Annotated in this window: 22 protein-coding genes and 1 tRNA gene; 3 read left to right on the top strand and 20 right to left on the bottom strand. The window is 69.6% G+C overall.

The window, feature by feature from the left end; genetic code table 11:
* Positions 1–6 precede the first annotated feature (6 nt).
* Both VZF99_RS06490 and polA read right to left on the bottom strand, forming a co-directional pair.
* A complete protein-coding gene (locus VZF99_RS06490; protein WP_407335929.1) occupies positions 7–909 on the bottom strand; it encodes an ABC transporter substrate-binding protein in 903 nt (300 codons plus the stop codon).
* 86 nt (positions 910–995) lie between these two features.
* Positions 996–3,782, bottom strand: coding sequence for a DNA polymerase I (gene polA / locus VZF99_RS06485; RefSeq protein WP_182645984.1), 2,787 nt, complete (start codon positions 3,780–3,782; stop codon positions 996–998).
* A gap of 79 nt (positions 3,783–3,861) precedes the next feature.
* Here polA and VZF99_RS06480 point away from each other — a divergent pair.
* The 3 genes from VZF99_RS06480 to VZF99_RS06470 all read left to right on the top strand — a co-directional run bounded on the left by VZF99_RS06480 (position 3,862) and on the right by VZF99_RS06470 (position 6,360).
* Positions 3,862–3,938 (top strand) — tRNA-Leu (locus tag VZF99_RS06480).
* Between the two features lie 164 nt (positions 3,939–4,102).
* On the top strand, positions 4,103–4,573 hold the full coding sequence (locus tag VZF99_RS06475) for a MarR family winged helix-turn-helix transcriptional regulator (RefSeq protein WP_120285884.1): 471 nt from the start codon (positions 4,103–4,105) through the stop codon (positions 4,571–4,573).
* Positions 4,570–6,360 (top strand): MDR family MFS transporter, encoded by a 1,791-nt coding sequence (locus VZF99_RS06470; RefSeq protein ID WP_120285883.1) that lies wholly within the window; start codon positions 4,570–4,572, stop codon positions 6,358–6,360. Before VZF99_RS06475 ends, VZF99_RS06470 begins: the two co-directional genes overlap by 4 nt.
* Before the next feature lie 70 nt (positions 6,361–6,430).
* Here VZF99_RS06470 and VZF99_RS06465 read toward each other — a convergent pair whose 3' ends face one another.
* From VZF99_RS06465 to VZF99_RS06380, 18 genes are all read right to left on the bottom strand, one after another.
* Complete coding sequence (locus tag VZF99_RS06465) at positions 6,431–6,880, bottom strand: SRPBCC family protein (RefSeq protein WP_120285882.1); 450 nt, start codon at positions 6,878–6,880, stop codon at positions 6,431–6,433.
* Between the two features lie 81 nt (positions 6,881–6,961).
* Positions 6,962–9,709, bottom strand: coding sequence for a cation-translocating P-type ATPase (locus tag VZF99_RS06460; protein ID WP_407335928.1), 2,748 nt, complete (start codon positions 9,707–9,709; stop codon positions 6,962–6,964).
* Between the two features lie 51 nt (positions 9,710–9,760).
* On the bottom strand, positions 9,761–10,420 hold the full coding sequence (locus tag VZF99_RS06455; RefSeq protein WP_172812117.1) for an MBL fold metallo-hydrolase: 660 nt from the start codon (positions 10,418–10,420) through the stop codon (positions 9,761–9,763).
* Positions 10,417–11,502 (bottom strand): S-(hydroxymethyl)mycothiol dehydrogenase, encoded by a 1,086-nt coding sequence (locus VZF99_RS06450; protein WP_120285880.1) that lies wholly within the window; start codon positions 11,500–11,502, stop codon positions 10,417–10,419. Before VZF99_RS06450 ends, VZF99_RS06455 begins: the two co-directional genes overlap by 4 nt.
* 140 nt (positions 11,503–11,642) lie before the next feature.
* Positions 11,643–12,356, bottom strand: coding sequence for a M23 family metallopeptidase (locus tag VZF99_RS06445; RefSeq protein WP_120285879.1), 714 nt, complete (start codon positions 12,354–12,356; stop codon positions 11,643–11,645).
* Between the two features lie 174 nt (positions 12,357–12,530).
* Positions 12,531–13,949: a pyruvate kinase gene (gene pyk / locus VZF99_RS06440; protein ID WP_120285878.1), complete on the bottom strand. Its 1,419-nt coding sequence runs from the start codon at positions 13,947–13,949 to the stop codon at positions 12,531–12,533.
* A 46-nt stretch (positions 13,950–13,995) separates the two neighbouring features.
* Positions 13,996–14,904, bottom strand: a complete 909-nt coding sequence (gene lgt, locus VZF99_RS06435; RefSeq protein WP_067713993.1) for a prolipoprotein diacylglyceryl transferase — start codon at positions 14,902–14,904, stop codon at positions 13,996–13,998.
* Positions 14,901–15,692 (bottom strand): tryptophan synthase subunit alpha, encoded by a 792-nt coding sequence (gene trpA, locus VZF99_RS06430; RefSeq protein WP_120285877.1) that lies wholly within the window; start codon positions 15,690–15,692, stop codon positions 14,901–14,903. The genes lgt and trpA overlap by 4 nt, the downstream gene beginning before the upstream one ends.
* Positions 15,689–16,984, bottom strand: a complete 1,296-nt coding sequence (trpB, locus tag VZF99_RS06425; RefSeq protein WP_407336088.1) for a tryptophan synthase subunit beta — start codon at positions 16,982–16,984, stop codon at positions 15,689–15,691. Before trpB ends, trpA begins: the two co-directional genes overlap by 4 nt.
* A gap of 66 nt (positions 16,985–17,050) precedes the next feature.
* The gene (gene trpC, locus VZF99_RS06420; protein ID WP_120285875.1) at positions 17,051–17,863 is read right to left on the bottom strand and encodes an indole-3-glycerol phosphate synthase TrpC; all 813 of its coding nucleotides are present in this window, start codon (positions 17,861–17,863) and stop codon (positions 17,051–17,053) included.
* Between the two features lie 97 nt (positions 17,864–17,960).
* Positions 17,961–18,608 (bottom strand): TIGR02234 family membrane protein, encoded by a 648-nt coding sequence (locus tag VZF99_RS06415; RefSeq protein ID WP_244200860.1) that lies wholly within the window; start codon positions 18,606–18,608, stop codon positions 17,961–17,963.
* Positions 18,605–20,146, bottom strand: coding sequence for an anthranilate synthase component I (locus VZF99_RS06410; RefSeq protein ID WP_120285874.1), 1,542 nt, complete (start codon positions 20,144–20,146; stop codon positions 18,605–18,607). The genes VZF99_RS06415 and VZF99_RS06410 overlap by 4 nt, the downstream gene beginning before the upstream one ends.
* Entirely contained in the window at positions 20,143–20,322 is a 180-nt protein-coding gene (locus VZF99_RS06405) for a 4-oxalocrotonate tautomerase family protein (RefSeq protein WP_407335927.1), read from the bottom strand. Before VZF99_RS06405 ends, VZF99_RS06410 begins: the two co-directional genes overlap by 4 nt.
* Before the next feature lie 5 nt (positions 20,323–20,327).
* A complete protein-coding gene (gene hisI, locus VZF99_RS06400; RefSeq protein ID WP_119191825.1) occupies positions 20,328–20,681 on the bottom strand; it encodes a phosphoribosyl-AMP cyclohydrolase in 354 nt (117 codons plus the stop codon).
* Positions 20,678–21,451 carry an imidazole glycerol phosphate synthase subunit HisF gene (hisF, locus tag VZF99_RS06395; RefSeq protein ID WP_185951800.1) on the bottom strand — a complete coding sequence of 258 codons (774 nt, stop codon included), beginning with the start codon at positions 21,449–21,451 and terminating at the stop codon, positions 20,678–20,680. Before hisF ends, hisI begins: the two co-directional genes overlap by 4 nt.
* A gap of 7 nt (positions 21,452–21,458) precedes the next feature.
* Positions 21,459–22,373 (bottom strand): inositol monophosphatase family protein, encoded by a 915-nt coding sequence (locus tag VZF99_RS06390; RefSeq protein WP_120285872.1) that lies wholly within the window; start codon positions 22,371–22,373, stop codon positions 21,459–21,461.
* Between the two features lie 65 nt (positions 22,374–22,438).
* Entirely contained in the window at positions 22,439–23,194 is a 756-nt protein-coding gene (priA, locus tag VZF99_RS06385; protein WP_120285871.1) for a bifunctional 1-(5-phosphoribosyl)-5-((5-phosphoribosylamino)methylideneamino)imidazole-4-carboxamide isomerase/phosphoribosylanthranilate isomerase PriA, read from the bottom strand.
* Positions 23,194–23,445 (bottom strand): hypothetical protein, encoded by a 252-nt coding sequence (locus VZF99_RS06380; protein ID WP_120285870.1) that lies wholly within the window; start codon positions 23,443–23,445, stop codon positions 23,194–23,196. The genes priA and VZF99_RS06380 overlap by 1 nt, the downstream gene beginning before the upstream one ends.
* Between the last annotated feature and the right edge of the window lie 3 nt (positions 23,446–23,448).

Raw genomic sequence — 23,448 nt, 5'->3', positions numbered from 1 at the left:
GGTCACTCAGCCCTTCCGGATCTCGGCGTCATCGATGAGTCCGGCCTCGAGGCCCCAGTTCTGGGCGATCGTCTCGAACTCGCCGGTCTCGATGAGCTTGTCGGCGGCAGCCTCGAGGGCGGCGGCGAGTTCCGAGTCCTTGCGGACGGGCCAGCCGTAGGGGGCGGAGTCGAACACGTCGCCGACGAGCTGCATCTTGCCCTCGGACTGCTTGACCGCGTAGGCGGAGATGGGCGAGTCGGCGGACATCGCGTCGACCTTGCCGAGCGCAACGGCGGTCGAGGCCTCGTCCTGGGAGTCGAACTGGACCTTCTCGATCGCGGGCTTCCCGGCCGCGACGCAGGCCTCGCTGCGGGCGGGCACGTCCTCCTGGTCGGAGACCGTGGTCCGCTGGACGGCGACGTTCAGGCCGCAGGCGTCATCGGGGTCGATGTCGTTGCCGGCGGCGGCGGCCCACTGGATGCCGGCCTCGAAGTAGGTGACGAAGTCGACGGTCTGGAGCCGCTCGTCGTTGACAGTGAACGACGAGGCACCCATGTCCATGGTGCCGCCCTCGATCGCCGGGATGATCTTCTCGAAATCGGACTCGCGGAACTCCGCGCGGAGCCCCATCAGCTGGGCGGCGGCGGTCATCACGTCGATGTCGAAGCCGACGATCTCGCCACTCTCGTTCTTGAACTCGTTGGGCGCGTACGGCGGATTGGTGCCGATCACGATGACGCCCTTGTCACGGATCTCGGCCGGGACGAGTGCGGCGATCTCCTCATCGGTCTCGAGAGACACCTCGTCACGAGGCTCCCCGGAGTCCTGCGGCCCCTCGGTGTTGGTGGTGCAACCGGTCAGCGCGAGGGCCGCGGTGGCGGTCAGGGCCATGGCGGCGCGCAGGCCGCGCCGGGAGGTGATCGTCATGGGGTGCCCTTTCAGGCGTCGTGGAGCCGAATCTGAAATGAACTTAGGGTACAGGTCGGCTGCCGCCCGGCAGGGCAACGGGACGCTCAGTGCGCCGCCGAGTCCCAATCCGGACCGGTTCCGGTCGAGACGTCCAGCGGGACGTCGAGCTCGATAGCCGAGTACATGCGGTCCACGACCAGGCCCCGGACCTCGTCGAGTTCGCCCTCCGCCACCTCGAGCACGAGTTCGTCGTGGACCTGGAGTAGAAGGCGGCTCTTCAGCCCCCGTTCGGTGAGGTCCGCGTCGACCTTGAGCATGGCCGCCTTGATGATGTCGGCGGCCGTGCCCTGGATGGGTGCGTTGAGCGCGGCACGTTCGGCGTTCTCCCGCTTGAGCCGGTTGTCCGAGTTGAGCTCGGGCAGGTAGCGACGCCGCCCGAACAGTGTCTCCGTGTAGCCGTCTCGGCGGGCCTGTTCGACCACTGCGCGCAGGTAGTCGCGCACGCCGCCGAAGCGAGAGAAGTAGGCCTCCATCTGCTCTTTCGCCTCACCCTGGCTGATCCCGAGCTGGGCGGCGAGGCCGAACGCGCTGAGCCCGTAGGCCAGCCCGTAGCTCATGGCCTTGACCCGGCGACGGAGCTCCGGGGTGACCTCGTCGATCGGCACGCCGAACGCGCGCGAGCCGACGAACGAGTGGAGATCCTCCCCCGTCCGGAACGCCTCGATGAGCCCTGCGTCGCCGGACAGGTGTGCCATCACCCGCATCTCGATCTGGCTGTAGTCGGCGGTGAGAAGACAGTCGTAACCCTCACCCACGACGAACGACTCGCGGATGCGTCGACCGTCCTCGGTGCGCACGGGGATGTTCTGCAGATTGGGGTCCGTCGAGGACAGCCGGCCGGTCGCGGCCACGGTCTGGTTGAACGTGGTGTGGATACGCCCGTCGTCACCGATGGTCTTGATGAGCCCCTCGACCGTGGTCCGCATCTTGGTGGTCTCGCGGTGCAGCAGTAGTGCCTCGAGGAACGCCCGTCCCGGGGTGTCGCCCGTCTCCTTGGTGAGCAGTTCCTCCAGCGCCTTGGCGTCGGTGGTGTACCCGGTCTTGGTCTTCTTGGTCTTGGGCATGCCGAGGGTCTCGAACAGCACGACCTGCAACTGCTTGGGCGAGCCGAGGTTGATCTGTTCGCCGCCGATCGCGGCGTAGGCGGCGTCGGCCGCCTGCCGCCCGCGGTCGGCGAAGTCGTCCCGCAATCCCTCCAGGGCGCCGCCGTCCACCGCGATCCCGAGCGACTCCATCCGCGCCAGCACCGGCACGAGCGGAAGTTCCATCTCCGCCATCAGGCGCGCCCCGTGCACCTGCTCAAGCTCCACGTCCAGCCGCTCCGCGAGATCGACCACCGCGCGGGCGCGGGTCGCGGCGGCGTCGGCGTTCTTCTGCTCAGTCTCGGCGTCATCGACATCGTCGAGCAGGGACAGTTGCTTGTCCCCCACCTCCGCCTCGGGCAGTTCGCGCTGCAGATGGCGTTGGAACAGCTCCGCCAGTCCGTAGCTGCGTTGTCCGGGTCGCACCAGGTAGGCGGCCAGGGCCACGTCCATGGTCACCCCGCCCAACCGGAGCCCGCGCCCCGTCAGTGCGTGCGTGGCGGCCTTGGCGTCGTGGACCGCCTTGGATACCGCGTCGTCGGCCAGCCAGGCGCGCAGCGCCTGCTCGTCGTCCGGCCCGATGGCCGCGAGATCGAGGTGTCCGGAGGCCCCGCCGGCGGCGGCGATGGTGATGGTCTGTGCGTCGCCCGCCCCGGGCCGGGAGGGTCCGACGACGACGAGGCCGTGCCGCTGCCCGGCCGGCGCGTGGGCGGCGAGCCAGTCGGAGACCTCGCCCGCGTGCAGCACCGAGGCCTGCTCGAGCTCCACCTCGGCGGCGGGCTGGGGGGCGCCCTCCGGCAGGAAGGCGGAGAGGAAGCGGTCGCGCGCCTGGGGCCCGAATTCCAACCGGTCGAACAGTGCGTTGACGTCGGCACGCTCCGGGGTCGCGCGGACGAGGTCCCTGATCTCGACGCCGAGGTCCAGGTCACGCGTGAGCTCGGTGATCCGCCGGTTGAGCTGCACCTGGGGCAGGTGCTCACGGAAGCTTTCACCGACCTTGCCCTTGACCTCGTCCGCGTGCGCGATGAGCTCCGAGAGGGTGCCGTACTGGGTGATCCACTTGGCTGCGGTCTTGTCGCCGACCTTGGGCACGCCCGGGAGGTTGTCGGAGGTGTCACCGCGCAGAGCGGCCACGTCCGGGTATTGGGCGGGCGTCACCCCGTACTTCGCCTCGACCGCGGCGGGTGTGAATCGGGCGAGTTCGGAGACCCCCTTGACCGGGTAGAGGACGGTGACCTCGTCGGACACCAGCTGCAGAGCGTCACGGTCCCCTGTACAGATCAGCGTCTCGGCGCCGCCCGAGTGTGTGGCGAGGGTGGCGATGATGTCGTCGGCCTCGTGGCCCTCCAGAGACAGCGTCCGCACCCCCAACGCCACCAGCGCCTCCTGGATGAGTTCGACCTGCCCCTTGAACTCCTCGGGCGCGGCCGACCGGGTGGACTTGTACTCGGGGTACTCCGCCGTGCGGTGCAGCGTCGCACGGGAGACGTCGAACGCCACGGCCAGGTGCGTGGGCTCCTCCTCGGTCACCAGGTTGGCGACCATCGACAGGAATCCGTACACGGCGTTCGTGTGCTGGCCGGACGCCGTGGAGAAGTTCTCGGCCGGCAGCGCGTAGAACGCACGGAACGCGAGTGAGTGCCCGTCCAGGAGCAGCAGTCGGGTGGGCCCCTCCCCCGCTGGGGCGCCGGAGGAGGCGCCCGAACCGAGGGCGGTGTTGGCTTCTGCGGTCTGACTCGTGGTGCTCACACGGCCACTCTAGGGCGGGCGTCGGACAGACGCTCATCGGTCGTCGGTTAGACTTCCGGACCAGCGGTTCACCGCGTTCGCCCCCGTAGCCCAATTGGCAGAGGCAACGGATTCAAAACCCGTCCAGTGTCGGTTCGAGTCCGACCGGGGGCACCACCGCTCGAGCGAGGTCAGACCCGCTCGCATTCCTCTCATCAGCCCATCATTTCATCACCTCATCACCGCCTCCGCCCTCTCCACCCGCGCGCCACCCAGTGGCGCGGTGGTCCGCTACGCGCGTAATGTTTGCTTGTTGCAAGCAATCGTTTCGAGGAGTGGATATGGCGATAGACGCGGAACGCGGCGGCCGGTTGGTGGTGGACCTGTCGCGGGTGGTCAAACTCCTGCGCGCGGTCAACCTCTCGGTGCCCCGCTACGACGAGGCCGTCGAGCCGTCCGCGCATCCACTGTTGTTCGCCATCCATGACGGCCCGGCCCGGGTCACCGACCTGGCCTCGCGGGTCCACACCGATGTCTCGGTGGTGAGTCGCCAGGTCCGCCAACTCGAGACCCGCGGGCTCATCGCAAAGGTCCCCGATCCCGATGACGGACGCGCCAGCCTCGTCACACTCACCGCCGAGGGCACCGATCTCGTCAGTCAGGTGTTCGAGCGCAGTGGTGACTGGATGGCCGGCCTCCTCGAGGACTGGACGCCGGACCGGGCGGACGCCTTCATCGCGGACCTCGCCGGACTCGCCGACTCCCTCCACGCCGAACTCTGCTCTCTCACATCCGCCGAGGAGAACCGATGACCGCCCCCAAGACATCCTCGGTCCACGCAGGCGAGGACGGTGAGTTCACGCACCGCCAGATCCTCGTCATCCTGGCCGGCCTCATGTCCGCCATGTTCCTGGCCAGCCTCGACCAGACCATCGTGAGCACGGCGATCCGCACCATCGCCGACGACCTGCAGGGCCTGGACGCCCAGGCGTGGGTCACCACCGCCTATCTCATGACGTCGACCATCTCGACGCCCCTGTACGGCAAGCTCTCCGACATCTACGGGCGCAAGCCGTTCTTCGTCATCGGCATCGTCATCTTCGTGTTCGGCTCTCTGCTCTGCACGCTCGCCACCTCGATGTACATGCTCGCCGTCTTCCGCGGCATCCAGGGTCTGGGTGCCGGCGCCCTGATGTCCCTGGCGCTCGCGATCATCGGCGACATCATCCCGCCGCGCGACCGCGCCAAGTACCAGGGCTACATGCTGGCGGTGTTCGCGTCCTCGTCGGTCCTCGGGCCGGTCATCGGCGGGTTCTTCGCAAGCGCCGACACGATCTTCGGCATCGACGGGTGGCGCTGGATCTTCCTCATCAACGTCCCCATCGGCGCGGCGGCTCTGACCCTCGTGATGATCACGCTCAACGTGAAGAACGTCCGGGTCGACCATCGCGTCGACTGGGCGGGCGCGGCCGCGATCGTCGTAGGACTCGTGCCGCTCCTGTTGGTGGCCGAGCAGGGCAACACCTGGGGGTGGGGATCCCCTGCCGCCCTCGGGTGCTACGTCGTCGGACTGGCCGGTATCGGTCTCTTCCTCATCGTGGAGGCCCGCGCCGGCGACCAGGCCCTCATCCCGCTCCGCCTGTTCCGCGATCGCACCTTCGCGATCGTCACCGCCGGCGGCGTGATCGTGGGCATGGCCATGTTCGGCGGCATGATGACCCTGCCGCTGTACATGCAGATCGTGCACGGCGCCGATCCCATGGAGTCCGGGCTCATGATGCTCCCGCTGGTGGCGGGGATGATGGGTGCCTCGATCGTGTCGGGCCAGCTCATCTCGAGGACAGGCCGGGTGCGCGAGTTCCCGATCTTCGGCACGGCGGTGGCCGCGGTCGGACTGTTCCTGCTGTGGACCATCGACGCCGACACGTCGCTGACACTGGTGATGGTCTACATGCTGGTGCTGGGCATCGGGCTCGGCAACTGCATGCAGCCGCTCACCCTGATCGTCCAGAACGCCGTGAGTCCGCGGGAGATCGGCGTGGCCACCGCGTCGGCCACCTTCTTCCGCCAGCTCGGCGGCACCGCCGGCGTCGCGGTGTTCCTGTCAATTCTCTTCAGCCGCGTCGGTGGCTCCATTTCCAGCGAACTCGAGCAGGCCGCCGCCGACGGGAGTCTCGCCCGCGGCGTACGGGAGGGCCTCGCCGACCCTGTCCTGCGGCAGGACCCCGACGCGTACGGGATCGTCCGGGCGCTCGCCGACCCCACCACCGGCGCGGGCGCTCTGGAGACGGTCACCAAGGACTCCTCCGTGATCAACCGGCTCCCCGAACTGGTCGCCCACCCCTTCGAGCAGGGTTACGCACTGAGCATGTCCGAGATCTACCTGGTGGCCGGCGTCCTCGCCGTGCTCGCCTCCGTGCTCCTCGCGTTCATGCCGCACATCGTGCTCCGGACCGGTTCGGCGCAGGCCGAGGCCGCGCGTGAGGCGGCCGCGGCTGCCGCGCCCACGGGGACGGACGTCGAGGCGGCCGAGTCCGCCACCACGACGACGAGTAGCGCCCCGACGGACCGATCCCGCTCGGCCGACCGGCCGAACTGAACCCGGTCGGACTGTGCACGGCCGGGCTGAACCCGGTCGGACTGTGCACGGTCGGACTGGGGCCGGTCTGCTATCCCTCGAGGTCGTCCTTGAGGTTGGACAGCAGGGCGTGTTGGATGCGCTTGAGCCCGGCCGGCGCGAAGGTCCGCTCGAAGAAGCCGCCCACTCCCCCGGCGCCGTCCCACGAGGTGGTCATCTCGACCAGCGAGCCCCCGGTCGCTTCACGCACCGTGAAGGTGGTGGCCATGGACGAGTTCTCGTCCTTCTCCACCAGCGACCAGTGCGCGGCGGCGTCATCGACCGTGACGTTGGCCTTGACGTCCCGGCTGCGTTTCTTGGTGGCCTGGAGGTTCCACGCCGCGACGGTGCCGTCCCCCTGCCCACCCTCGATCAGGCGGTAGGCGCTGAACTGCTCGGGCTGGATGCGGGGACGCACCTGCGCGTAGTCGGCGATCGCCGCGCTCACGGCCTCGACAGGCGCCTCGATGACGATGGTGTTGCTGGCGGTGACCCTGGCCATGGTGATGACTCCTCCTCGTCGGTCCGACCGTGTCGCGCCCGCTACCTGACGCGGTGGTGGCGGCGCCCTCGGGTGGGCGCGTCAGACCACGTCCATCCTGCCCGACCCGCCGGTCCGTCGCGTACGCCATCTCGCGCCGGCCTTGCGGAACTCCTCCAGCCAGAGGATCGACGACCCCACCGCGGTGGCCAGCAGCCATTCGTCGGCGCGGAGCGAGGTGGTGTCGAAGACGCTTTGCAGGAACGGCACCTGGACCACCGCGATCAGCAGCAGCGGCACCGCGCCCAGCGCGACCCAGATCGGGGCGTTGTGCGCCATGTCGCGGGAGAACACCGAGCCGTGGTCGGATCGGACATTCATCAGGTTGAACACCTGGAAGAAGACGAACGTCGCGTACGCCAACGTGGTGGCGAACAGCGGTTCCCCTGCTCGATCGGGGAACACCGCCTCGGCGGACGCCAGCACGAGCAGGGTACCCACGGCCATCACCACACCCAGCCAGAGGATCCGCACCAATCGCGCCGGAGTGAGGATCTGTTCGCCGGCCGGCCGCGGAGGCCTGCGCATGGCATCCTTCTCCACAGGCTCGACGCCCAGGGCCATCGCCGGCGGGCCGTCCATGACGATGTTGACCAACAAAACCTGCAGCGCGGTGAACGGCACCGTCGCCAGCCCCAACAGACCACTCGCCAGGAAGACGATCACGAACGCCCACGCGGTGGTGAGCTGGAACTTCACGAACTTGACGATGTTGTCGTAGATCCCCCGCCCCTGGCGCACCGCGGAGACGATCGTCGAGAAGTTGTCGTCGGTGAGCACCATGTCCGCCGCGCCCTTGGACACGTCGGTACCGGTGATCCCCATGGCGATCCCGATGTCGGCCTGGCGCAGGGCGGGCGCATCGTTCACACCGTCTCCCGTCATCGCCACCACGTCCCCGTCAGCCTGGAGGGCCCGCACCATCCGAATCTTGTGCTCGGGGGTCACGCGGGCCAGCACTCCGAGGCGAGCGGCCCGGGCGGACAGCTCCTCGGCGTCGATGCGGTCCAGATCGACACCGCTCACCGCCTCCCCGCCGATACCGAGGTCGCGGGCGATGGCCGAGGCCGTGACCAGATGGTCACCGGTGATCATGTGCACCGAGATGCCCGCCTGGTGTGCGATGCGTATCGACTCGGCCGCACGTGGCCGCGGTGGGTCGACGATCCCCAGCACCGCGAGCACGGTCAGGTCGCGGACCTCGCCGAGCAGAGAGTCCTCGTCGGGTTGTCCGTCACCGTCGCCGAAAGGCCGGGCAGCCACGAGCAGCGTGCGCAGGCCGGACGCGGCGAGCCCCTCCGTGTCCGCGCGCAACGCTCCACGCCGCTCGTCGTCGAGCTCCACCGCCGTCGCCCCGTCCCAGACGTGCGTGGCGCGAGGCAGAACGGCACCGGTGGCACCCTTGACGTGGAGGACGAGGTCTCCACCCGGTGCGCGGTTGACCGTCGCCATGAACTTGTACGCCGAGTCGAACGGGACCTGGGCCACCCGCGGACGGGCGGCGCGCAGCCCCTCGACGTCGATCCCGCACTTGGTCGCCGCCACCAACAGTGCGCCCTCGGTCGGATCTCCGACCAGTCGCCCGTCGGCGACGATCGCGTCGTTGCACAACGCCATGGCCACCGCGGCCCGTCTCAGGTCCGGTACGACGTCCGGGTCGGACGACAGGACGGTCCCGGCCCCGTCGTATCCGGTCCCGGTCACGGAGTACGACCCGCCGCCCGCGACGATCCGCGTGACGGTCATCTCGTTGAGAGTGAGGGTCCCGGTCTTGTCCGTCGCGATGTGGCTCGTCGAACCGAGTGTCTCGACGGCGGCGAGGTTCTTGATGATCGCGCCCTCGCGGGCCAGGCGCGAGGCACCCATCGCGAGCGTGAACGCCACGACCGCCGTGAGCCCCTCCGGGATCGTGGCCACCGCCAGGGAGACCGCGGACAGGAGCATGTCCTCCCAGGGCTGACCGCGCACGAGCCCGATCACGAGGACCAGTCCCACCACGGTCAGCGCGATCCCGGTGAGGACGCGGGCGAGCGTACCGATCCGTTTCTGCAGCGGCGTCGGACCGGCGCCCGCACCGCCCAGCAGGTCCGCGATAGCGCCCATCTCGGTGTGTTCACCGGTACCGGTCACCACGATGCGCGCCCGGCCCCGGGTGACCTCCGTGTTCATGAAGACCATGCCAGCGCGGTCTCCGAGAGGCGCGTCGACGCCCTGTACCGCTCCCGCGGCCTTGTCCACCGGGGCCGACTCCCCGGTCAACGTCGCCTCGGCCACCTGCAACCGGGATCCGGAGAGCACCCGGCCGTCGGCGGGGACCCTGTCTCCGGACTCCACCACCACGATGTCGCCCGGGACGAGCCCACTGCTGTCGATCTCGGCCTCCACGCCGTCCCGCACCACCCGGCTGTGCGGGACCGACATATCGCGTAGGGCTGCGAGACCGGCCTCGGCACGGGTCTCCTGGACGTAGTTGAGGATCGTGTTCAGTGCGACCACCAGCAGGATGACCACGGGGGTCTCCCATTCCCGGGACACCCCCGCGCTCACCGCAGCCGCGACCGCGAGCACGAGGATCATCGGATCCGCCAACAGCCTCGCCACCCGCCGCCACCCGGGAACCCGCTCGGCCTCGGGCAAGGTGTTGGGCCCGTGCCGGACGAGACGGGCGCCCGCCTCGGCGCTGGTGAGCCCGTCCGGGCCCGCACCGAGGCGGGACAACACCTCCGCGGGCGCGAGGGTGTGCCACGGAGTGGGAGGACCGGACTCTGCGGGCGTCCTCGTCGTCGTCATCTCCCCGGCCCCTCCCCCGCGTCAGTCCTCCCCGCGCCCACGGCGGCGGTCTCAGTGCCCTCGGGCGATCCATTCCTCGAGGTGCGGGGATTCGTCCCCGACCTTCGTGCCGTCACCGTGACCGGTGTGCACCAGCGTCTCCGCGGGCAGCGTGAGGATGCGCTCGCGGATGGAGGTGATGATGGTCGGGAAATCCGAGTACGAGCGGCCCGTGGCCCCCGGTCCGCCGGAGAACAGGGTGTCGCCAGAGAACAACACGCCCGCCTCGGGAACGTGGAACACGCACGATCCCGGTGAGTGCCCGGGCGTGTTCATCACGTCGATGCGGGTACCCGCGATCTCCAGACGCTGCCCGTCGGAGAGCTCGCCGTGGGAGACGGTGGGATGGGTCTCGTCCCACAGCATCTGGTCACCCGGGTGCACCAGGATCGGCGCATCCAGCTTCTCCGACAGTTCCGGCGCCACAGTGATGTGGTCGTTGTGGGCGTGCGAACACAGGATGCCCTTGACCCGGCGGCCCGCCACCGCGTCGATGATCGGCTGGGCGGTGTGGGCGGCGTCGATCACGTACACCTCGGAGTCGTCCCCGAGGATCCAGATGTTGTTGTCGACCTCCCACTCGCCGCCGTCGAGCGCGAAGATGCCGCTCGTGACGACCTTCTCGATACGCAGACCGCCGGCGTGCCCGGCGCTGGTGTGGATCTCGCTCACATCGTCACCACCGATCGGAGGACGGAACCGGACTTCATCGCGTCGAACGCCGCCTCGACGGCGTCGATGCCGATCCGCTCGGAGACGAACTTCTCGAGCGGGAGCCGACCCTGCAGATGCAGATCCACGAGCATCGGGAAATCGCGCTCGGGCAGACAGTCGCCGTACCAGGACGACTTGAGCGAGCCACCACGACCGAAGAAGTCCAGCAGCGGCAACTCCAACCGCATCTCCGGCGTGGGCACGCCCACCAGGACCACGGTCCCGGCGAGGTCGCGGGCGTAGAAGGCCTGTTCGTACGTCTCCGGCCGACCGACGGCGTCGATCACGACGTCGGCGCCGAAGCCGTCCGTGAGCTCCCGGATCGCGGCCACCGGATCGGTCGAGGTCGAATTGACCGCGTGGGTCGCACCGAAGTCCTTGGCCCACTCGAGCTTGGTGTCGTCGATATCGACCGCGATGATCGTCGAGGCGCCCGCGAGTCGGGCGCCCACGACCGCGGCGACACCGACTCCACCGCACCCGATGACGGCGACGGACTGCCCACGGCTGACCTGGCCGGTGTTGACGGCCGCGCCGATGCCGGCCATGACACCGCATCCGAGTAGTCCGGCGACCGCCGGGTCCGCCGCCGGGTCGACCTTGGTGCACTGCCCCTCGTGGACGAGGGTCTTGTCGATGAACGCGCCGATGCCGAGCGCGGGGGTGAGCTCGGTGCCGTCGCTCAGCGTCATCTTCTTGGACGCGTTGTGGGTGGCGAAGCAGTACTGCTGCTGGCCCCTCTTGCAGGCCCGGCACTCACCGCACACCGCGCGCCAGTTGAGGACGACGTAGTCGCCCTCGGCGACATGGGTGACCCGGTCACCGACGGTCTCGACGATGCCCGCGGCCTCGTGGCCCAACAGGAACGGGTACTCGTCGTTGATCCCGCCGTCCCGGTACGCCAGGTCCGTGTGGCAGACGCCGCACGCCTGCACCCGCACGATGACATCGTTCGGTCCGGGATCGGGGACGACGACGTCGACCAACTCGACCTCGGCCCCCTTGCTACGGGCAATGACGCCCTTGACGGTCTGCGACATGGATCGCCTCTCGACTGGTGGTGGACTCTCTCGCCCCACTGTGTCAGAAAGGCCCGACACGTGGCCCGTCAACGCGGTCGCGCCCCGCCTCCTCGAGGGGAGACGGGGCGCGACGGGTGCGTGTCGGGGGCGTCGATCGATCAGACGGCGACGCCGTTGGCGCGGAGCCACGGCACCGGGTCGATCCACTGGCCGGCCGGGTTGCGCACGCCGAAGTGCAGGTGCGGCCCGGTGGAGTAGCCGCGGTTTCCGACCGTTCCGATGACCTGCCCGGCGTTGACCCGCTGGCCGACCGAGACGTGGTTCTGGTCGTTGTGTCCGTACTCGAGCAGGTGGCCGTCGTCGGTCTGGATCCGGATCCACAGTCCGTACCCGGAGGCCGGGCCGGCAGCCACGACGGTGCCGGACTTGGCGGCGAACATCGGGGTCCCGATCGGTGCACCGAAGTCCGTGCCGTTGTGGAACGTTCCCCAACGGGGGCCGAAGCCGGAGGTGATCGGACCGTAGGTCGGGGCGTGGGCGCCACCGACGGAGGGGACACCGAGCGAGCCGAACACAGCCGGGTCGATCGCGTACTCCCGAAGCTGGTCCTCGGTGAGGCCGATGCCCTGGATGACGCCCTGCGCCATCTCGGTCAGCTGGTCGGCGTTGATCTCGGCGGACTGGGCGGAGGCTGCAGGGGCCGCGGCAATGGCCATGCCGCCGGAGAGGGCGGCGCCGGCGACGGTGCCGGCCACGAGGCGGCCCATGTTGGACGAGCGGGCGGCGCGGTGGCGCCCGGCGGTCGCGCCGGTGCCCTCGACGCCGAGTCGATCGGCGAGCTCGGCGTAGGAAATGCGAGTGGCGTCGGACATCAGGGAACCTCGGAGACTGGAGCGGGTGAAGCAGGGACGTGACCGGCTTCCCCGGTCGACTCCAAGAAGGTAACAGAAGTGTCTCGACTCTGTCACGTCAAAGGCACGAACACAGACGAAAGCGCCGGTGAGCGGCTTGCTCACCGGCGCCTGTCGGTTGTTATCCGATGGTGATCAGTGGTCGACCTCGCCCATCCGGTGGACGAGGATGAAGTTGGTCGACCCCTCGACGCCCGGCACGTTCCCCGCGACGAGCACGATCAGGTCGTCCTCGTTGTACCCGTCGAGCGGGAGCAGCATCTCGTCGGTGACCTTGACGATCTCCGCCGTGTCGTTGACGCGGTCGGTGAGGAAGGTCTCGGTCCCCCACGTCAGCGCCAGCTGGCTGCGGATGCGGGGGTCGCTGGTGATGGCGATGAGCGGCAGGTGGCTGTGCAGACGGGCGAGCCGCCGCACCGTATCCCCCGTCGAGGTGACCGCGACGAGCGCCTTCGCCCCCAGCCGCTCACCGATCTCGCGGGCGGAGTAGGAGATGACACCGCGCTTGGTCCGTGGGATGTGCACCAGATCCGGCGCGGCCGTGGAGTCCGACTCCACCGCGAGTGCGATGGACGACATCGTGCGTACGGTCTCGATCGGGTACTTGCCGACGGAGGTCTCCCCCGAGAGCATCACCGCGTCCGCCCCGTCGAGGACGGCGTTCGCCACGTCGGACGCCTCGGCCCGGGTGGGCCGGGAGTTCGTGATCATCGACTCGAGCATCTGGGTGGCCACGATGACGGGCTTGGCGTTCTCGCGCGCGATCTGGATGGCACGCTTCTGGACCAGCGGCACCTCCTGCAGCGGCAACTCCACGCCGAGGTCGCCCCGGGCCACCATGATGGCGTCGAATGCCAGGACGATGGACTCGAGATTCTTGACGGCTTCCGGCTTCTCGAGCTTGGCGATGATGGGAACGTGGATGCCCACCTCGTCCATCACCTCGTGCACGAGGTCGACGTCCGCCGGCGACCGCACGAACGACAGCGCGATGAAGTCCACCCCCAGGCCGAGGGCGAACCGGAGGTCGGCGATGTCCTTCTCGCTCAACGCGGGGACCGAGACGTTCATGCCCGGCAGGGACACGCCCTTGTTGTTGGAGACGGTCCCGCCCTCGGTCACCACGCAGTGGACGTCGTCCCCGTCAACCTGCTCGACGGTCAGTCCGATATTGCCGTCGTCGACGAGGAGGCGGTCACCCGGGCGGGCGTCGTTCGCCAGCCCCTTGTAGGTGGTCGAGACGCGATCCTTGGTGCCCTCCACCTCCGCGACGGTGATGACGACACGGTCGCCCTCCGCCCACTCGTGCCGGCCCTCGATGAAGCGGCCGAGCCGGATCTTGGGGCCCTGCAGATCCGCGAGGACACCGACGGCCCGGCCGGACTCGTCGGAGGCTTTGCGGACCCATCGGTAGTTGGCCTCGTGGTCGGCGTGCTCTCCGTGGCTGAAGTTGAGGCGGGCGACATCCATCCCCGCGTCGACCAGCTCTCGGATGCCTTCCTCCGACGCGACGGCGGGACCCAGGGTGCAGACGATCTTGGTACGACGATTCACTCGTACCAATCTAGTCCCCTCGACCGGCCACCCGGTTAACCCGAGGTCAACGACCAGCCAACGGGGGTGCGTCGCCCGCGGGACCACCCTCCGCCGGGTCGTCCCCGACGTCGTCCGGCGCCCGCAGGTCAGAGGCCTCCTCCCGGCCGCGGCGGGCCCGCCAGAGATACACCAGCGCGGCGAGCATGACCACGAGGGAGACGATGGTGTTGATACGCAGTCCGAACACCTCTGTGGCGGCGTCCGCGCGCAGCAGTTCCACCCAGAAGCGACCGAAGCAGTACAACGCCACATAGAGGGCGAAGAGCCGACCGTGGCCCAGGCGGAACCGCCGGTCGATCAGCACCAACGCGATCGCCACGAGAACGTTCCACAGCAGCTCATAGAGGAATGTCGGGTGAACGGTCGCCAGCACCTGGCCGGTCGACCGCCCGATCGTCTCCGAGTACCCGTAGGACTCGTCGTAACGCTGGTAGATCTCCAGCGCCCAGGGCACATCGGTCTCGCGGCCGTAGAGCTCCTGGTTGAAGTAGTTGCCCAGTCGGCCGATCCCCTGTGCCAACACGATGCCGGGGGCGATCGAGTCGCCCAGCGCCCCCAGCGCCCGGATGCCCTGTTGGCGCAGACCGATGTAGGCACCGAGCGCACCGAACGCGACCGCGCCCCAGATGCCCAGGCCGCCATCCCAGATCTTCAACGCGTCGACGGGATCGCGGCCCTCTCCGAAGTAGCGGTACCAATCGGTGGCCACGTGGTAGATCCGTCCGCCGATCAGGCCGAAGGGGATCGCCCACAGCGCCGTGTCGATCACCACGCCAGCCCGGCCGCCCCGGGCGACCCAGCGCTTCTCGCCCCACCAGATGGCGACGACGATGCCGAGGATGATCCACAGGGCATACGCACGCAGGGGGAACGGACCGATCTCCCAGACGCCCTGGGGAGGGCTGGGGATCACGACCCGGTCCCGCGCCGGCGGACGCCCTCGGCCAACTCGGCGGTCAGCCTCCCGAGGGCGTCGAGCCCCTCGGTCGCCGCCGTGATGAGTGCCGACCCGACGATCACGCCGTCGGCGTACGAGGCGATCTCGGCCGCCTGCTCACCGTTGCGCACCCCCAGCCCGACCCCACAGGCGAGGCCGGAGATCTCACGGACCCGCGCGGTGAGGGTCCGGGGCGCGTCCGAGACGACGTCCCGGGCGCCGGTGACTCCCATGACGGCCTGGACGTAGACGAAACCGCCCGTGTTGGAGAGCGTCATCGCGAGTCGCTCGGGGGTCGACGACGGCGCGACGAGGAACACCCGGTCGATTCCGTGGGCGTCCGACGCGGCGATCCAGTCCTCGGCTTCGTCCGGGATGAGGTCGGGCGTGATGACGCCGGTACCGCCGGCGGCGGCGAGGTCGGCGGCGAAACGGTCGACACCGTACTGGAGCACCGGGTTCCAATAGGTCATGACCACGGGGACCGCACCGGCTGCGGCGACCGCGCGGACCACCTCGAAGGTGTCCGCCACGCGGAACCCGGCCTCGATCGCGGTGTCGGCGGCGGCCTGGATGGTCGGCCCGTCCATCATGGGATCGGAGTACGGGATACCGACCTCGACGATGTCGCATCCGCCCTCGACCATCGTGCGCACGGCGTCGATCGACCCCTCGAGAGTCGGGTAACCCGCCGGGTAGTAGCCGATGAGCGCGGCCCGGTCCTCGCTCCGGCACCGCTCGAACACGTCACTGAGAACGCTCATCCCTCGACTCCTCCGTCCGCGAACTCGCCCGCGCCGTCGTCGGCGCCCTGGCTCGAATCCACCCCGGCCTCGGGCGGGGTCCCCCCGTCCAACAGGCCGAACCACCGGGCGGCGGTGTCGACGTCCTTGTCGCCGCGACCGGAGACGTTGACCAGGATCAGGTCCACGCCCTCCGAGGCGAGCTGCGCGGCACCGGCGATCGCGTGCGCCGACTCGATGGCGGGGATGATGCCCTCGGTGCGGCACAACTGAGCGAACGCGTCCATGGCCTGGGTATCCGTGATCGGGCGGTACTCGGCCCGCCCGATCTCCGCCAGGCGCGAATGCTCGGGCCCGACACCCGGGTAGTCCAGGCCCGCCGAGATCGAATGGGACTCGATCGTCTGCCCGTCGGAGTCCTGCATGAGATGGGCGTACGAACCCTGGAAGACCCCGGGCGTCCCCGCGTTGACGGTCGCCGCGGTGCGTCCGGACTCCACGCCGTCACCCCCGGCCTCGCACCCGACCAGACGAACCGATTCGTCGTCGATGAACGAATGGAACAACCCGATCGCGTTGGAACCACCGCCGACGCACGCCACGGCGGCGTCCGGCAGCCGACCGGCCTGATCGAGGATCTGCACCCGGGCCTCGGCGCCGACGACGCGCTGGAAGTCGCGGACCATCGTCGGGAAGGGGTGCGGCCCGGCCGCGGTACCGAACGCGTAATAGGTGTCGTCCGCGTGGGCGACCCAGTCCCGCATCGCCTCGTTGATCGCGTCCTTCAACGTGGCCGAACCGATCTCCACGGCCTCGACCTCGGCACCGAGCAACCGCATCCGCGCCACGTTGAGCGCCTGCCTGCGCACGTCCACCGCGCCCATGTAGACCTTGCACTCGAGGCCGAGGAGGGCACACGCCGTCGCCGTGGCCACCCCGTGCTGACCGGCGCCGGTCTCCGCGATCACCCGCTTCTTGCCCATCCGCTGCGCGAGCAGCGCCTGGCCGAGGACGTTGTTGATCTTGTGGGAGCCCGTGTGGTTGAGGTCCTCGCGCTTGAGGAACACCCGCGCACCGATCTCCGCACCGAACCGCGTCGCTTCGTACAACGGCGACGGCCTACCCGAGTAGTGGCGCTGCAACCGGTCGAGCTCGTCGAGGTACTCGTCGTCCGCCCGGGCCTTGGCGTAGGCGTCGGTCACCTCGTCGACCACCGCCATCAGCGCCTCGGGGACGTAACGGCCGCCGAACGGCCCCCAGTGGCCCCGCTGGTCGGGCTCATGTCCGGTGGTGGACCGGAGCACCTCTCCCATGGTGGGCAGTGTCGGAAAATCCTTGGAGTTCACGTCCCCAGTCTGCCGGAAGCCGGCGGCACCGGCCTAGCGGGGTCCCTGCGGGCAGGACGGGTGGGCACCGGCCGTGGCCAGGGCGTTGCAGGCCGCCCGCGGGTCGCCCTGTGTCACCAGTCCCTCGCCCACGAGCACGGCGTCCGCCCCGACGCTGGCGTACGCCAGGAGGTCCGAGGCGTCCCGGACCCCGGACTCGGCGATCTTGACGACGTCGGACGGGAGCCCGGGCGCGATCCTGGAGAACACGTCCCTGTCGACCTCGAGTGTCTTGAGGTTGCGGGCGTTGACACCGATGACCGTGGCGCCGGCCTCCAGCGCGCGGTCGGCCTCCTCCTCGGTGTGGACCTCCACCAACGCCGTCATACCCAACGACTCGGTGCGATCGAGGAGCGACACCAGGGCGTCCTGCTCGAGCGCGGCCACGATGAGCAGGATCAGATCCGCGCCGTGCGCCCGCGCCTCGTGGATCTGGTACGGCCCCACCACGAAGTCCTTCCGCAGGACCGGGATGTCGACCGCGCGGCGGACCGCGTCGAGATCGGCCAGGCTGCCGTTGAAACGGCGCTCCTCGGTGAGGCAGGAGATGACGCGCGCCCCGCCCTCCTCGTACATCCGGGCCAGGACAGCGGGGTCGGGGATCTCGGCCAGGGCGCCCTTAGACGGGCTGGCTCGCTTGACCTCGGCGATGACGCCCACCCCGGGATCGCGCAACGCCTTGAGAGCGTCGAGCGGGTCCGGCGCCGACTGGGCCGCGTTCTTCACGGCCGCCATATCGATGACGGCCTCACGGGCCGCGACGTCCTCACGGACCCCGTCGAGAATCGAGTCGAGCACGGTACCCACCGTGACCTCCCTCTGCAGTCGTAGGGCGGAAAGTGTGATCGAGATCAACAATAGAGGTCCCGGCCGGGGTTCCCGAATCGAGACCGCCCTGACCCGGTCAGCCGGTCGGATCCCGTCCGTCGTCCAGCTCCTGCCACAGGTCCCGCCCGGCGTCGTCCTCCGTGGCCGGTCCGGTCGCCGCACCCTCCCGCCGGGCCGCCGGGGTCACGTACCGGTCGTCACGGCGCACCGGGCGGGCCGGACTGGCCAGGACGACGATCCCCGCCGCCAACAGGGCGACGGCGCCCGCGCCGGTGATCACGGGTCCCGCGGGCCGGGTCGACAACTCGGTGATCTCCGACCACTGCGGGATCGCCTCCGCGCCCTCGGAACCCGGCCCGGCATCGGTCCGGGCCAGGCCCTCGTCACTCGTGATCACCGAGTGGACCCGGTCGGCGTCGACCTCCCCCACCGACATCGCCATGAGGCCCCCGGCGGCCACGCCGAGCAGCGCGATGACGGCACCCACCGCTCGCGCGGCAGTACCTCGGACCAGGGCCACAGCGGCGATCGCCGCCAGCGCGCCCAGTGCGAGGGGGACGAGGGCGGGTTGCCAGTCCGCTCCGGTCAGGGCCCGTCGGCCCTCTCCCGACTGGTCGTTGAAGGCCACCACGTCGAGCCACACCATCCGCGAGGCGACCCACAGCAGCGCCGCCCCCACCACCAACAGCACGACGGGGACCAGCAGACGGGCGCGGTGGGTCACCGGCCCTCCCCGGCGTCGCGCAGTGTCTCCGCGGCTGCGACGGCCCGCAGGACCGCCATCGCCTTGTTGCGGCACTCCGCATCCTCCGAGGCGGCAACCGAATCGGCGACGATGCCGGCACCCGCCTGGACGTAGGCCGTGCCGTCCTTGATCACGGCCGACCGGATCGCGATGGCCTGATCGGTGTTGCCCGCGAAATCGACGTAGCCGACCACGCCCCCGTACACACCGCGTCGCGTGTCCTCGAGGTCCTCGATGATCTGCAGTGCGCGGGGCTTGGGCGAACCGGACAGCGTGCCGGCCGGGAAACAGGCGGTCACGGCGTCGATGCCCGTCTGCCCGTCGGCCAGGCGCCCGGTCACCGTGGACACGAGGTGCATCACATGGCTGTAGCGCTCGACCTGGCGGAACTCGGTCACCTCCACCGTGCCCGGCACGCAGACCCGGCCGAGGTCGTTGCGACCGAGATCGACCAACATCAGGTGTTCGGCGTTCTCCTTGGCGTCATCCACCAGGTCCTTGGCGAGCAGGACGTCGTGCTCCTCGTCGTCGCCCCTCGGTCTGGTCCCCGCGATCGGATGGGTCGTCGCCGCCCCGTCCTGGACGGTCACCAACGCCTCCGGGCTCGATCCCACGATGGTGAAGGCGGTACCGCCGAACCCGTCCTCCCCGCTACCGTTCGGGATCGTCATGAGGAACATGTAGGGGCTCGGGTTGGTGGTGCGCAGAATCCGGTAGACGTCGCGCGGCGAGGCGGCGGTGTCGACCTCGAACCGCTGACTGAGCACCACCTGGAAGGCCTCGCCCGAGTAGATCTGCTCGATGATGTCGGCGACCCGCGCGTGGTACGTCGCCTCGTCGGTGCAGCGACGCACATCGGGGGCGGGGGTGTCGAACACGCTCACGCCCCCCGTCCCCGGGTCGGCGAGCCGCGCCGTCATCGAATCGACCCGGGCCACTGCGTCCGCGTAGGCCTGCTCGACCCGCTCGTCGCTGCCGTCCCAGTTGACGGCATTGGCGATGAGATGGATGCGACCCTCGTGGTGATCGAACGCCGCCAGATCCGTGGCCAACAACTGGACCATCTCCGGCACCTGCAGGTCGTCGACGGTGTCGGGCCGGATCCGCTCGAGCCGACGCACGATGTCGTAACCGAGGTAACCGACCATCCCCGACGTCAACGGGGGCAGTCCCGGGATCTGATCGGTGCGCAACAAGTCGAGGGTTCTCCGGAGCGCATCCAGCGGGTCACCGCCGGTGGGCGCGCCCGCGGGCACGTTGCCCCACCACGTGGCCTCGCCCGAGCCGTCGACGGTCAACGCTGCGGCCGCCCCACAGCCGATGAACGACCACCGCGACCACGAGCGCCCGTGCTCCGCCGACTCCAGAAGGAACGTCCCCGGTCGGTCGCCGGCGAGCTTGACGTACGCGGACAACGGGGTCTCGGAGTCCGCCAACACCGTGCGCACCACCGGCACGACCCGGTGGCCCGCGGCGAGCGCGCGGAACTGTTCGAACGTGGTCGTCTTGGTGCTCATCCGAGGGCCTTGCCGCCGATCCCGAAGGAATCGTGCGGCATGTCGTGTACGTGGACCCACACCTTCGCCGGGTCCTTGCCCGAGGCCTCGGCGTACGCGGCCGTGACCGCTTCGATGACGCGGGCCTTGTCCGCCACGGCCATCCCGTCGAGCTGGTTGATCTGGATGAAGGGCACGCCGTTCAGTCCTCTCCGAGCAGGGTTGCGGTGTCGAAACAGCTGGTGGTGCCCCGGTGGCAGGCCGCGCCGGTCTGGTCGACATGGAGCAGAACGGTGTCGCCGTCGCAGTCGATCTCCACGCGGCGCACGTGTTGCACGTGACCGGAGGTCTCGCCCTTGACCCACCGCTGCCCACGCGAGCGGGAGTAGTACACACCCCGCCGGGTCGCCAGCGTCTCCGCCAGCGCGGCGTCATCCATCCACGCCATCATGAGCACCCTGCCCGACGTCGCGTCCTGCACGACCGCGGCGACTAGGCCGTCGGCGTTGCGCGACAGCCTCTCGGCGATGGAACGGTCCAGGACGTGGGCGCTCATCGGACCGTGATCCCCTCTGCCGCGAGCGCTTCCTTCACGTCGCCGATGGTCATCTCCCCGAAGTGGAAGACACTGGCCGCGAGGACGGCGTCGGCCCCGGCGTGGACCGCCGGAGCGAAGTGCTCGACCGCACCGGCACCGCCCGAGGCGATGACGGGTATCGACACCGCTTCCCGGACCGCCTTCACCATCGCCAGGTCGAAACCCGCCTTGGTGCCGTCGGCGTCCATCGAGTTGAGCAGGATTTCTCCCACGCCGAGCTCCTGCCCGCGCCGCGCCCACTCGACGGCGTCGATGCCGGTACCGCGGCGACCACCGTGCGTGGTGACCTCCCAACCCGACGGGGTCCGCTCGGACCCCTCGGGAACGGTCCGCGCGTCCACGGACAGGACGATGCACTGCGAGCCGAATCGTCGACTGAGCTCACCGAGCAGTTCGGGACGGGCGATGGCGGCGGTGTTGACGCTCACCTTGTCCGCGCCGGCCCGCAGCAACTGGTTGACGTCCTCCTCGGTACGCACGCCTCCTCCCACGGTGAGGGGGATGAAGATCTGCTCGGCGGTGCGCTTAACCACGTCGATCATGGTCCCGCGACCCGACGACGACGCGGTCACGTCGAGGAAGGTCAGCTCGTCGGCGCCCTGCTCGTCATAAGCGGCGGCCAACTCCACGGGATCACCCGCGTCGCGGAGGTCGAGGAAGTTGACGCCCTTGACCACGCGGCCGGCGTCCACGTCGAGGCACGGGATGACCCTGGTTGCGAGTGTCATGCCCCGGTCACCGCCCGCCCTGGAGCCACGGACGGGGGCTCTCGGGTTCCGGAGTGGCGCGCCGTCGCCCGGCCTCGAAGAAGTTGCTCGGCTCGCCGAGTTGACGGATCGTGTCGAGGACCTCCGCGTGGGCTCGCGGGCCCGCGGCGAGGATGGACTGGGAGTCGGTGGACCAGGGCTCCCCCGTGAGGTCGGTGACCACACCACCCGCTGCGCGGACATGGGAGGCGCCGGCCGCGTTGTCCCACGCGAAGTTGCCGAAGCTGACTGCCGCCGACAGTCGCCCCGACGCGACGAATGACAGGTCCACCCCGGTGGAGCCGAACTTGCGGGTCCGGGCCGCGTCGAGCGTGAGCTGCTCGAAGACCTCGCGGCGATACGCCGGAGGGTAGGTCGTGCGGGCACCGGTGTTGAGGGAACCCAACCCCAGTGCGACGTCGCGTATGGAGACGTCGGGGATCTGCGAGACCTCCGCGCCGTTCTCCTTGAGCGGTCCCCCCGCGATCGAGGTGAACGTCAACCCCAGCAGCGGCAACCAGGTCAGCCCCAGCACCGGCTGACGCTCGTGGACCAACGAGACCAGGATGCCGGCGGTCGGGATGCCCAACGAGTAGTTGGCCGTGCCGTCGACGGGGTCGACCACCCAGAGCGTGCCCTCGTTGACGGGCGGACCGCCGTACTCCTCACCGTGCACCTCGAGCCCTGTCCCCTCCCTCAGGGCCTCCGAGATACGGCGCTCCAACTCGAGGTCCAGTTCGGTCGCGAAGTCGTTGCGCGATCCCTTGTTCTGGATGCCCTTCGCGCCGACCCCCTCGACGAAGCGAGGAGTCACCTCGTCGAGCACGCGCGTCGCCAGTGCGAGCGCCTCGGCCGGGTCGACGGGGAGGTCCGTCGGCAGGGCATTTCCGGTCTGATGGTCCATCTCGGGCCTCCTGCTCGAGGTCATGCGGGGTCGGGAAGCTACCTGGTGGTCACGAGACCGCGTCGTCAGCGTCGGCTGACGGCGGCGAGCGCCTCGGGAAGGGTGAACCGGCCCGCGTAGAGCGCCTTGCCGACGATCGCGCCCTCCACACCCTGCGGCACCAGCGTGGCGATGGCCTCGAGGTCCGCGACCGAGGAGACACCGCCCGACGCCACGACAGGGGCATCGGTGGCCGCGCACACCTGCGAGAGCATCTCGAGGTTGGGCCCGTTCAGCATGCCGTCCTTGGACACGTCGGTGACGACGTACCGGGCGCAGCCGTCCGTGTCCAGACGCTCGAGAACCTCCCAGAGGTTGCCGCCGTCGGAGACCCATCCGCGACCACGCAGCCTGGGCTCGCCGTCGACCACTCGCACGTCGAGTCCCACCGCGATCCGATCGCCGTGCCGGGCGATTGCCGAGGCACACCACTCCGGGTTCTCCAACGCGGCCGTACCGAGGTTCACGCGCGCACAGCCGGTGGCCAGGGCGGCCTCGAGCGAATCGTCATCGCGGATGCCACCGGACATCTCGACCTTGACGTCGAGCGCCCCCACGACCTCGGCGAGGAGATCGCGATTCGAGCCCCGGCCGAATGCGGCATCGAGGTCCACGAGATGCACCCATTCCGCACCGTCACGCTGCCACTGCAGCGCCGCGTCGAGCGGGGCCCCGTACGAGGTCTCGGTCCCGGCCTCCCCCTGGACGAGACGGACGGCCTGACCGTCTGCGACGTCGACGGCGGGCAGGAGTTCGAGGTAATTGGCGTTGGTCACGGCCATCAGCCTAGTCCGTCGTCACCGGGGCGCTCCGCCTGCCCGCCGGGCTCCTCGCCGTACTCGGCGCGGATCGCGCGATCGGTGATGCGGTTGGACACCAGACCCATCGCCGCGACCGACAGGAGCAGCCCGACCAGCGCGACGACGGCCTTGCCGACCGGCGGCACGGGGAGCACGGCCACCGCGATCGCGGTCAGCGCGAGACCGAGTACTCCCGCCCCGGCCACCCCCAAGGCGAGCACGGCGAAGGACACCGG

Origin of the sequence: Dietzia kunjamensis, assembly GCF_045689975.1 — a bacterium.
Taxonomy (GTDB): domain Bacteria; phylum Actinomycetota; class Actinomycetes; order Mycobacteriales; family Mycobacteriaceae; genus Dietzia; species Dietzia kunjamensis.
The sequence above is the reverse complement of the archived record's forward strand: the minus strand, read 5'-3'. Positions and strand labels throughout refer to the sequence as shown.